The organism is Streptomyces sp. NPDC001100 (genome assembly GCF_053598575.1).
Map to the genome: position 1 here is coordinate 1 of NZ_JBSFKO010000077.1, position 10,258 is coordinate 10,258.

General features: G+C 60.7%; 8 protein-coding genes and 1 pseudogene. 3 read left to right on the top strand and 6 right to left on the bottom strand.

Annotated features, from left to right (window positions below):
• Nucleotides 1–289 precede the first annotated feature (289 nt).
• From ACWDEW_RS48320 to ACWDEW_RS48330, 3 genes are all read right to left on the bottom strand, one after another.
• The gene (locus tag ACWDEW_RS48320) at nt 290–793 is read right to left on the bottom strand and encodes a hypothetical protein (RefSeq protein WP_450522674.1); all 504 of its coding nucleotides are present in this window, start codon (nt 791–793) and stop codon (nt 290–292) included.
• Nucleotides 794–1,044: 251 nt separating this feature from the next.
• The gene (locus ACWDEW_RS48325; RefSeq protein WP_450522676.1) at nt 1,045–1,995 is read right to left on the bottom strand and encodes an NUDIX hydrolase; all 951 of its coding nucleotides are present in this window, start codon (nt 1,993–1,995) and stop codon (nt 1,045–1,047) included.
• Between the two features lie 94 nt (nt 1,996–2,089).
• Nucleotides 2,090–3,019, bottom strand: coding sequence for a hypothetical protein (locus ACWDEW_RS48330; protein ID WP_450522677.1), 930 nt, complete (start codon nt 3,017–3,019; stop codon nt 2,090–2,092).
• A 1,011-nt stretch (nt 3,020–4,030) separates the two neighbouring features.
• Here ACWDEW_RS48330 and ACWDEW_RS48335 point away from each other — a divergent pair.
• Genes ACWDEW_RS48335 through ACWDEW_RS48345 form a run of 3 tightly spaced genes read left to right on the top strand, consistent with a single transcriptional unit; the run spans nt 4,031 to nt 7,816 of the window.
• Entirely contained in the window at nt 4,031–5,098 is a 1,068-nt protein-coding gene (locus ACWDEW_RS48335; RefSeq protein WP_450522679.1) for a serine/threonine protein kinase, read from the top strand.
• On the top strand, nt 5,085–5,642 hold the full coding sequence (locus ACWDEW_RS48340; RefSeq protein ID WP_450522681.1) for an ABC-three component system middle component 2: 558 nt from the start codon (nt 5,085–5,087) through the stop codon (nt 5,640–5,642). Before ACWDEW_RS48335 ends, ACWDEW_RS48340 begins: the two co-directional genes overlap by 14 nt.
• Nucleotides 5,642–7,816 carry a hypothetical protein gene (locus ACWDEW_RS48345; protein ID WP_450522683.1) on the top strand — a complete coding sequence of 725 codons (2,175 nt, stop codon included), beginning with the start codon at nt 5,642–5,644 and terminating at the stop codon, nt 7,814–7,816. The genes ACWDEW_RS48340 and ACWDEW_RS48345 overlap by 1 nt, the downstream gene beginning before the upstream one ends.
• A gap of 483 nt (nt 7,817–8,299) precedes the next feature.
• Here ACWDEW_RS48345 and ACWDEW_RS48350 read toward each other — a convergent pair whose 3' ends face one another.
• The 3 genes and pseudogenes from ACWDEW_RS48350 to ACWDEW_RS48360 form a co-directional block, all read right to left on the bottom strand.
• On the bottom strand, nt 8,300–8,833 hold the full coding sequence (locus ACWDEW_RS48350; protein ID WP_450522685.1) for a hypothetical protein: 534 nt from the start codon (nt 8,831–8,833) through the stop codon (nt 8,300–8,302).
• An 834-nt stretch (nt 8,834–9,667) separates the two neighbouring features.
• Nucleotides 9,668–10,096 (bottom strand): ATP-binding protein, encoded by a 429-nt coding sequence (locus ACWDEW_RS48355; RefSeq protein ID WP_450522687.1) that lies wholly within the window; start codon nt 10,094–10,096, stop codon nt 9,668–9,670.
• A 46-nt stretch (nt 10,097–10,142) separates the two neighbouring features.
• A pseudogene (locus tag ACWDEW_RS48360) lies at nt 10,143–10,258 on the bottom strand (NUDIX hydrolase); the annotation flags it as partial.

A 10,258-nucleotide genomic window follows, 5' to 3' on the forward strand; every position in this document is an offset into this window, starting at 1 on the left:
ACGGCGGGCCGGTCCTCGTAGCCGTGTGGGTAAGACGCACGCTTTCCAACTGTGGTGGTGGGGTGGTGGGCGTCGTATGGGGGCGTTCACCTGCGTTCACGGACGGCTGGTCGCGGTGCAGGAGTGGGGCTGTGGTCTCGCATGAACGTCCGCGAACGGTGGTGAATGAGACGGAAACTGAGACGGCGGAGGTGGCGGAGTCGCCCTGCATCGACTGGCAGGGAGCGAGGTCAAGTGCTGGCGGCAGGAGATGAACGAGTGATCGTCCCGTGGCTTCTGGCGAGAGGGTTCACCGCGCTCGGCGTGGTTCCACGTGATGACACCTTTCCCGCCGGCTGTAGCCCCCGGGAACATCCACGCTGACGAAATCCCAGAAGGGCTTGGACTCGCGGAAGTGTCCGCCGCCCGTGTGCCACTGGAGCCCGGGATAGGCTCGGCGCAGAGACCGGAGAGCGGCCGAGGCTAGGCCGCAGCGTTTGTAGCCGTCGTAGGTGTAGGGCGATTCGACCCAGCCGATCTTGCACTGATCGCACACCACGTACTCGACTTCGAAAGCCAGGTCGGATCTGTAGTAGGCCGCTCGGATGCGCCAGCCTGTCCGCTCATAGTGCCCGGCGGGCCGGTCGACCCAGGGTTTCGGTGGTGCGGCGGACCCGTCGAAGCGGTACGACTCGGGGAATGCCCATCGACGGAATCGGTCACGCCAGGTCGGCTTGTCCGGCCACTCCCGCACCCACTGCACATGGTCAGCGAACTGTGCCACGACGCGGGCCACTGCTTCCTTCTCCGCCACCAACTCCCCTTCCGTCTCATCGGGTGTCCGCGTCGTCTGAAGCTGTCCATGAGTCTGACGGTGGGCGAACGCATACGCCATGTCGGCTGTACGGGGCCGTCAGATGCCCTGAGTCTCTGCATCGAGGGCTCTGCCAACCTCACCGCACTTGCGAGGGGATTGCCAGGGCCACTCCCGGGTAGTGACGGGCAGTAGTGGTGGCTGTCGAGGGTCCGTGGGGCGTTCCCGTGGGCCCGGCGCCGTCTCCAGGGTCAGGTCTCCAGGCCGAACTCGCGCCGCCGGTCCGAGATGGTGGTGAGGAAGCTCTGCGACGCGGCCAGGGAGTCCGCCCGAAGGGCTTCCTCCAGTGTTGTCCACCGGACCTCGTGGATTTCCTCCTCCTGTACGTCGGGACGCGAGGGAAAGTCTCCGACGCAGACCCATGCGTGGATCTTTCCAGGCCCTTCGTCCCTGGGGAGGCACCCGAGCGAGATCATCTCCCTGGCGTCCAGGTCGATGCCCAGCTCTTCCCGCACCTCGCGGCGGGCGGTGTCCAAGGGCGTGTCGTCCCACGACTCCATCTGGCCCCCGACGGGATGCCAGTACCCGGGATAGCGGCGAGATCGTGCGAGCAGGATCCTTCCCGAGTCGATCAGGAAGACAAAGGACGTCCACAGATTGGATCCATTGGTCCGCTGCTCGTACGCGTGGTCGATGGCGGAGAGCGGAACACCGGGATCCGTGATCGCGGTTCGTTTGTTGACCACAGCACTGCCTTTCGAGGGGCCGAGCACCCTTGATTCGTTGCCAGCTACGTGCTCGGTGGCGACCAGGGTCACGGACCAGGAATCCCATACGGCTTCATGCGGGCTTGTCGTGGTGTGGAACCTCCCGGCAGGAATGTGGAGCGGGCTCTCCTGCGGTGTGGCGTCCCATTCCGAGACCATACGGAGACTCATGGACCTGCCTTCCGGCGAGAGAACGCTGACTCCGACGCCGAGCGAACTCTCGACGGTGAACGAGTCGTACCGCACAGCCGTCGCGCCGTCATCCACGTCGTACATCGCGTGTCGGACACAGCCCACGATGGAACGTGTCAGCAGGTCCCAGCCGTGGCTGTGCACGATGAAGGGGTCGGAGTCCGTTCTCCGTTTTCCGGCGGGCGGCCACAGATGAACGCGGATGCCCCACTCGGGGAACGTGTCCAGGGGCAGGCGGAACACGAGGAATCCGTAGGGGTGCAGGTAGGAGGGCGAGTCGTCCAGGAACGTCCGTAGGTCCGGCCACCCTTGACGGGTCATCCACGAGCCGATCGCCTCACGCGTTGGCATAGGGGTTCACCGGCCTCCGGTACGCGTCCAGCGTCATGCTCAGGAGCTCGTCGTCCGCCCCTTGGAGTATGTCCAGCAGGGAGAGGACTTCTCTGACGTCCGCGACGGAACGAGGATCCAGTTCGGTGGCGGACCGGGGGAGAGGCAGCTCCGCGCTCTGACGGTTGCTCAGTCGCATGTCCTCTTTGGTCGAGTCATAGAAGGACGAGCCGACCGGGTATTTCAATGCGGCCGTGCCGGCCTTCTCGCGGGTCACGATCACACAGGTGTCGGACAGGTCGATCGTGAACGGTGAAACGGTGGACGCCAGGTACACCCGGCAGTTGAGCCGGGAGAACTGGTAACTCAAGAGCTGGAGCCTGATGATGGTCGCGGCGATCTCCGCCTGCGCGCGCCGCCGGGTCCAGTAGTCCCTCCGGTCGGGGTTCGCGTTCCTCCGGTACTCGGCGAAGAAGTCCATGAGTTCGGCGTTGCCCGGATCGAGCACCTGCACGTTCACCGAGAGATAGTGTCCCTGCCTCTCGGCGCGCTGGAGAAGGGTCGGCAGAACCGCCGATCTGAAATACCGAGCCGTATGACCTCTGTAGTCCCAGGAGTTGGTGGCGCCTGCTGCCTTGTCCAGCTCGGCGGAGATCGATCCGGGGTCGGTGACCTGAACCTCCATCGGTCCCTGCCGCTTCAGGCCGTATAAGAACACCACGAGCAGGGAGACGCACAAGGAGGCCACTGCGGCCCCGGTGAGCGAGTCGACGACCGAGATGATTGTGTCGCTGAGACTCACCTTTGTCGCCCCGCCGAGGTGCGGCAACGCGAACAGCCTGATGACGATCAGCAGCGCGGCGGCCAGAGCGACCGAGGAGAGGTACAGCTTCGTGTTCACACCCGCCAGGCCATCACTTCTCCCGGTGTCGTCCATGGGTCATCCCCCTATTGTTCGACCGCCGACCTGTCTGCTCCACCCGCCTGGATCCAGTGGATTCAACAGGAGCCGCAGGTGGTCCATCAAGAGACCATAAACGCCGGTGACACGGCCGAGACCCCGATGCGGCGAGGCTTTCCTGTTCCGACCGCCGGGGACCGTCCCCCAGCCGGACCGCCAGATCGTCCCGGCACGGGCCGCGGGCACCGCCGTGGCCGGCGTCACCTGCGTCGGACTCTGGTGCGGAATTCGCCGCCTGGAGCGGGTGACGAGAATCGAACTCGCACTCTCAGCTTGGGAAGCTAAGGTGATCTCGGTATCGTTGCGGGCCTGACCTGCGGCGGAAGGGTAGCGGCACCTGGTGGGCGGGTCCGTTGATTCCCCGGTGTTCCCCGCAGTTCCCCGTACGATCTGGCACGCATCTGGTACGACCCCCTTCGTCCCGAACTCCCGGCTGGGTGGTCATTACGGGCTGGTGGGCTGGTCAATCGGCCGTAGCCGGCTGCTGTAGGTCAGCTACGGTCGTTGAGGTTGCTCTACTTCTCTGCTCTACAGCTTGGGCGGCTTGGCGCGAGTGGGCGAGGTTGTTACGGCTGGTCAGGAGGCGCGGTGTGTATCGCCGAGGACCTGCGCACCGAGGGTGCGGCGACGGTCTTAGCGATGATGTTCCTTCCGTGGACTAGCGGGACCAGCCGGCATGGCAATCTGCAGGCGACCAGGGAAGAAACTGCAGATGAGCCGCGCATGGCCGTAGACCTGATGGCAGTGGTAGCCAGGTGGTTTACCACTGGTGCTCTCCGACGTCGATGACGGCCATCGACGGCATTCGAATGTATGGCCGACGCGTCGAGCCTGGCTCGTTTCCCTTCCCATCAAGACTCCGTGTCGGGAGCTCAAGAGCTTCCGCCTACCCAAACGCCCCAGCCGACACCTGGTCAGACATACCGACCCGATGGGATGATGCCGCACGAGGCCTCAGCGTCTCGTACGAGGGGAGATTGCACCCGCATGACGGAAGTCCCGATCGTCGGCACCGGCGTTATCAATTTCGAGTTCTTCAAGATAAGAACCGGAAACGTTGATGGGGGTCGGGCGCTATTTGAGCAGATGATTCAGGACCTTGTTGACGTGAAGTACCCCAACTGTTCGACCATTGAAGCGAATCCGGGCGACTGGGGAATCGATGCCTATGTCGGATCGCTGATCGATGGAGAAGTGAGCATCTGGCAGTCAAAATACTTCATTGACGGATTCGCTGAATCTCAAAAGAAGCAAGTACGCGAGGCTTATGAACAAGCAGTAGAATGCGCCAGGCGTGAAGGGTATGACTTGGCGAGCTGGACTCTGTGCATCCCTGTAAATCTAGATGGTCCAACTGAAAAATGGTGGCTGGGATGGAAGGGGCGCATGGAGAAGAGAGATGGTGTCACGATTGAGCTCTGGAACGAGTTGAGGCTGCGTAGGATCCTTCAGTCGGAGGATGCTCGGCGAATTAAAGAATACTACTTTAATCCGACCATTACCGTACCTAGAATGCAACGAAACACCGAAGCGCTTGAGGACTCCGAACAGTACGAGGGTGCACTTTTTGTTCGGCAGATGCATGAAGCAGATATGCTTGCATGCGAGGAAGCCAAAGAAGAGTTTTTCAATGCCGAAATTCTGAGTCGCGAGATTTCCGACAAGGGAATTTCAGAAGAAATGAAAGCGTTGGCAGACGCTAAAGCCGTGTTGGCATCCCTGTGGGCGCAAAGATTTAATAGTGCAGCACAAGTATCTGCCGATAGGAAATTGGTGGGTCTCTACGAGCGTGTTATGGACGCCGTTCGAGATCATCACCCGAACCTGCCTCCCGAGATCCGAGCGAATGTAATTCATGCGTTCGGTATGATTCATCAGCGGGTAGATGATGGGCGAGCCGGCTGGGTGCGCGATTACCGTGACGTAGCTGTGGCCTACTTCAAAGAAGCGGAAGAGCATAAGGAAGCCTCAAGTGATGTAGAAGGGCAGGGAGATCGGGAAAACGCTGCCGCGGTCGTCTCCTCAGAAGCGGAGGCCATTAATGGCGCAGACTGATCATAATGCCAGCCGAGAGAAGAACGTTTTTGAGTCCTATTTTCGGGCGGAGGATGAAGAGGAATTTCGTCTCGCCCAGCTGGTTCTTCTACTGGAAACAATGAGGAAGCAAGAAATCCACCCCAGCATAGAGCGCCTAGGTGTGCTAGATTTTTTTGCGGCCAATCCTTTTCTGGTGGTCCAGCCTGACGAGCCAGACTATAAACACCTGGTTCTTGCGGGATTCTCGGTAAAGCCTATGAGCTATGCGTCACCGGGGCATCGATTCGTCACTCGAAAGAATCGCATCGAGCACGACCTTGCATTGCTAGTAGCATACGGGTTGGTTCGCATTTCGGTGGAGAAAGGGTACAGGGTATGTGTCCTGACTTCTCGCGGATCGGAAATCTCTGAACAACTGACGAGCATGTACGCGGACGCATACCGGACGAGCGCCGAAGTCGTGGGAAAGAGGCTACGCAAGGTCCCTGATAGCAAACTGCAAGAAGCCAGCAGTGCTTGGCTTAACGCCGACCCCGCTATGCTCGATCTATACGACATGTAATGGAGGTGCTCGTGGTCACGGCTGTTCAAGGGCCCAAAATTCGAATCTACGGTCTTCGTCTTCTCGGGTATCGGAAAGATTATCGTGTCGATTTCACGAGTTCGGATGGCGGATTTCGGCCGCTGAGTATCATTGCCGGTGAAATCAGCACAGGCAAGACAACGATCTTGGAGTTCATCGAATACTGCCTTGGTGCGAGATACCATCCGCAACACCCAGAGGTAATTGACGCTGTCAAGGCAGTGCAACTTGGCATCGAAGCCGAAATTCCAGTTGAACGCCTCCCCGAGGGGGATAGCCCCGCAACGGTTACCTCTCCGGACGCGTCTCGACTTGGATACGCGCGACGACAGTTTGTCATTCAGCGAGGCGTCGAAGGATCTACGCGAGACGTCCTCGTTTTCTTGGGAAATTTGGATGAAATTCAACCGGTAGCACCTACATTGATTTCAGCGGACTCGTCGGCAGAGGAGAGTCTGTCCAAGTTCCTATTGCAGCTCTGTGGGCTTGATGGTATGCGCCTACGCGTGGCGCCCACTAAGAACGACTCACCTACACATGCGCTAAGTATTCGTGACGTAGCGCCTCTGTGGTATCTGAGTAACACAAGACTTGATAACAAGAATCTTGCGCTCGAGAACACGCCGCATAAGGCAATCAAGCTTCGGCAGGTAGTTGATCTAGTATTCGATGTTTTTGATGAGCATGGAGCAGCTCTCGCCACGCAAATCTCAGAGTTGCAAAAAGAGCTGGCCGCTGAGCGGCAGGGTTTGAATGCTATTTGGAAGTTCATTCGCGAGCAAGGGATTCCGGACAATCCGATTACCCTGCAACTCGCCATGGATGAGGCAGATGGCCGCCGCCGACAGGCACTCGCTAACTTGGAGTCCGTCAATACTGTGGCGCGGCAAAGGACGACTTTCGCCGACGGCGTTCGGCAGGAGTATCTGGAGAAGCTGCAAGCGGCTAGGGAGAGTGCGAGTCGTGTGCGTGAGCGTGCAACGCTGCTACGACGGCTGGGTCCATTGCGTGCACAGTATTCCGATGATTTGAAAAAACTGACCATGCTCATGGAGGCTAAGAGGTTGTTTGATCCTCTTAGTGTTATTAGTTGTCCTGCCTGTTCCTCGGACGTTTCCAACATTTCCGTTGTCGACGGACACTGTACGCTATGCCGTTCTGAAGTCCCCCACCTTGTGCACTATGCTATTTCGACTTCACCAGAAGAAGCGGAAAGTGTAGACGAGAATATAGACGTAAGTAAAGAGCTCAACAGTATGAAGAGGAGATTGACTGAGCTTAACGGGTACGTAGAGTCTGTTGAGCGTGAAGTTATAGAAGCGCGCAAAGAGACTGAGAATCTCGATGCTGAGGCGTCGCGCCTCCGGGTCCGCTTGGACGAGCTCACACGTGAAGCAATTACGCCGCTCATCGCAGAGCGGGACGCGGCCACGGGTGCCGTCGCTGATGCAGAGCGCGCGCGTGAACAGGTCAAGCAGCAACGACGAATGCTTGAGTCTGTTGAGGAGAAGGACCGGTCAGTTCAGTCATTGGCGGCTAGGCTTGCGGAAGCTCGTCAGAGAATGGCGGCGGCGGAGTCAAGTCAGCGTGGAAAAGATACCCTGATCGCAAACCTCTCCGGGCGCTTCTCTGCCATTCTGACCAGCTTTGGGTATCCAAAACTGAACGATGCCGTGATAGATAGGAATCTGATCCCTTCTGTGCGCGGTATTCGCTATGACAGGGTGGGTTCTGCTGGTGCTATGACATTGATTGCTTTGGCTTGGGAACTAGCAATATTTGAGCTGGCTTTCGAAGAGGGCAGGCGCCATCCGGGTTTCTTGCTGATCGATAGTCCACAAAAGAATCTTGCTCCTGACTCAGGCCCGGTGTCAGATGCCGAAGCTGCAGTGAGGCCCGAGAGTGAAGATGGTGGAGCCGCGGAGAGCTCAGACGAGGATGAAGATGGCGTCTCGGCAGTTACTGGGGAAGCGATTGTGCGGCGCGTCTATGCACATATTCAAGCGTGGCTAAATTCAGCTGGCCGTGGCGCTCAAATCATTTTGGTGGACAACGTTCCGCCTGTGCCAGTCCAAGAGGATATCGTTGTGCGATTTGGTGGGCCTGAGGGGAGACCTCCGCACGGCCTGATTGACGATGAGTCATCTCAGTGACGCCGTCGGCGTGAGGCGAGCAAAAATACCGCGGTTGGCGGAGCGGCTTTGGGGTGGCGCTGCTTTGGCGCGAGTGATCATGGCCCCGTAAGCTTCCGGCGCGTCGGGCAGTCTGTGGACCTGCCCGGTAAAGCACGACGTTGGGGCCATGATCTTCGAGGCTCGCGCCAAAGTGGCTCCGTAAAGCCGTGGAGCCGACCGCCCCAGCCACGACGTACCCCTTCTCTGGCATCAGGCGGCTGCATGCTTTGAGCACGGCACGGGCGCCGGCCGGGCTGGAGCGGGGCGGAGACAGGAGCGCAGGCCCGGCCGGGGGCCGGGCCGCGCGCGGGGAGCGGAGCGAGCCGCCTTGAACCAGTAGAGAAAGTTGTAACTCAGTCGGTCGCGTGGGGCGGTTCCTGTCTCGGTTGATGCTTGGCGTTATGGCCACATTTGATCTTCAAGTTGCAGGTCACGGGGCTGGCCAGCTCGCGATGCAGCTGCTCAAGCAGGGTTGACCGGCGCGCTGGCGCTGGCGATGAGTTGCTCAGCGGCGGGCAGGAAGACCTTGAGGTCGGCTTGGTCCTTCCCTTCGATCCCGATGGCGAACAGATGGCTTCTGCCTCCGTACCTGACGTCGGCCAGGTACAGCCGCAGCACCGCAGGTTCGGCAAGGCCGTAGATGTTGTCGCCAGCGTTCGGCCAGGTCAGGAAGTCCGCGCAGGCTCGCGCCGGGCAGTCGGAGGCTTCGTTCACGGCCTTGCTGGAGATCTCGATGTCGACCAGCTTCGCGGGGAGAGCGCCGGTGCCGATAGTGCCGCTCTGGGGTTCGGAGACGTGAAGGTTGGGACGGCCTTTGAGCCAGGCCAGCAGGCCTGATGTGGTGCTGGGTACTCCGGCGGCGCGTTTCCGGTCCTTGCCTACGGGGATGATGTCGGACCAGAACAGGACCCGGTGCGTGTCCCAGTCGCCCTCCGGTGCCACGGAGAACTCGACGGGCTGGTCCTCGTGGCTCTCCCACCGTCCCTTGAAGGTCACCGTCAGCTGTCCGTTGAAGAAGTGCGCCGTCCGGTGCGGGCCCGCTTGCAGGCTTCCGGGATCGGAGCCTCCGGAGAGGCACGCGGGTGCGCACCCCGGGATCCCCGCTGATGCTGTGGTCGTCGGGTTCCCGGATGGACTACCCGAGCCACCTGCTTCCCCCGAGCCGCTGGTGCTGCTGCACCCGCTGACGAGTGCTGCGGACAGCAGGACCGTAATGAGTCCGACGACGGATTTCATGACGGACTCCCCTTGTCCGGTGACCAGGTCGGCCCAAATCATCCCAGAGGTCGTGAAGGACGTGAAGGAGCATGGGAATGACACATCCATGGGTATCAGCCCGCATGGCACGCTCATCCCGGCTTGCGAACTCCCTGTGCCCTGCAACTTCAAGAAGGACCAGGCTCGATGGGGAACCATGCGGTGTGGTCGTTGATCCAGGTGATGACTGCTCTGCCCATCAATAGGCGTGGGGTTTGAAGTCCTGTGCACAGATTGGGAGTTCGCCGCCTTGTCGGTGTGCGAGTGGCAGGAAGAGTGCTGGTCGGACTGTCCAGGTGATGCGTGTGTTGATGTGGGTGACGGACACCGCCCACGGTTCCCTGCGCAAGAGGGCTCGTCTCGTGTCAATGCGATGGTCGTAGAGTCGCTCGCACGCTTCTTGAGAAGCATCGGCGTCGAGGGCCGGCGAGATGGTGCGGAGGATCGTCGAAACCCAACTGTCCGCCTCACGCTCCGAGTACGCGTCGTAGGAGCCGAACAGGGCCGGCGGCATCCGCCCGTCCACTCCTTCCGTCCAGCATTCGCACCAGAACCCGCGCTTGGTCGTGACCCTCAGCACGGGTGCCCTCCTCGTCGTACGTCCGTGAAGAGTTCCGCGGTGACCGTGTGACCGCCGTCGCTGTCGTGGATCACGACCCGGTGCGCGATCGCGCTGACCATCCCCAGCCCCCGGCCGTGCTCCGCCTCCTGGCCACGGTGCTCGACCTTCGGAGCCGTACCGGCACCCCCGCCGTCCGTCACGGACAGGGCCACCACCTGCGAGGAGACCGCGAGCGCCAGGTGGAAGCTGCCGGCCTCTCGCCCGCTCGCCGTGTGAAGGATCGCGTTCGCGCTCAGCTCGCTCACGATCAGTTCGGCGTCCTCGGCCAACGGCGACCCGCGCAGGATGTCGCGTGTCCAGCGGCGGGCCCTGCTGACCTCTTCCGGGAAACCTGGGCAAGTGAGTCCCCAGACCCGCGCAGTGCTCGTATACTCGTGCATACAAGTTCCTTCGTGCTGGTAGGCCGCCATGTGCAGCGGGTTCGGGCTAGACGAGTTTCACGCCGTCGTGGGCGCGGATGGCTGGCGGAGACGCCGTGTCGAGTGCGTCCAGGACGCGGATCGCGTATGCCTCGTCGGCGAGTTCGGATACTTCTTCGCGGG

Coding starts and splice junctions, on each gene's coding strand:
- ACWDEW_RS48330 (WP_450522677.1), bottom strand. CDS start 3,019: ATGGACGACACCGGGAGAAGTGATGGCCTGGCGGGTGTGAACACGAAG.
- ACWDEW_RS48335 (WP_450522679.1), top strand. CDS start 4,031: ATGACGGAAGTCCCGATCGTCGGCACCGGCGTTATCAATTTCGAGTTC.
- ACWDEW_RS48340 (WP_450522681.1), top strand. CDS start 5,085: ATGGCGCAGACTGATCATAATGCCAGCCGAGAGAAGAACGTTTTTGAG.
- ACWDEW_RS48345 (WP_450522683.1), top strand. CDS start 5,642: ATGGAGGTGCTCGTGGTCACGGCTGTTCAAGGGCCCAAAATTCGAATC.
- ACWDEW_RS48355 (WP_450522687.1), bottom strand. CDS start 10,096: ATGCACGAGTATACGAGCACTGCGCGGGTCTGGGGACTCACTTGCCCA.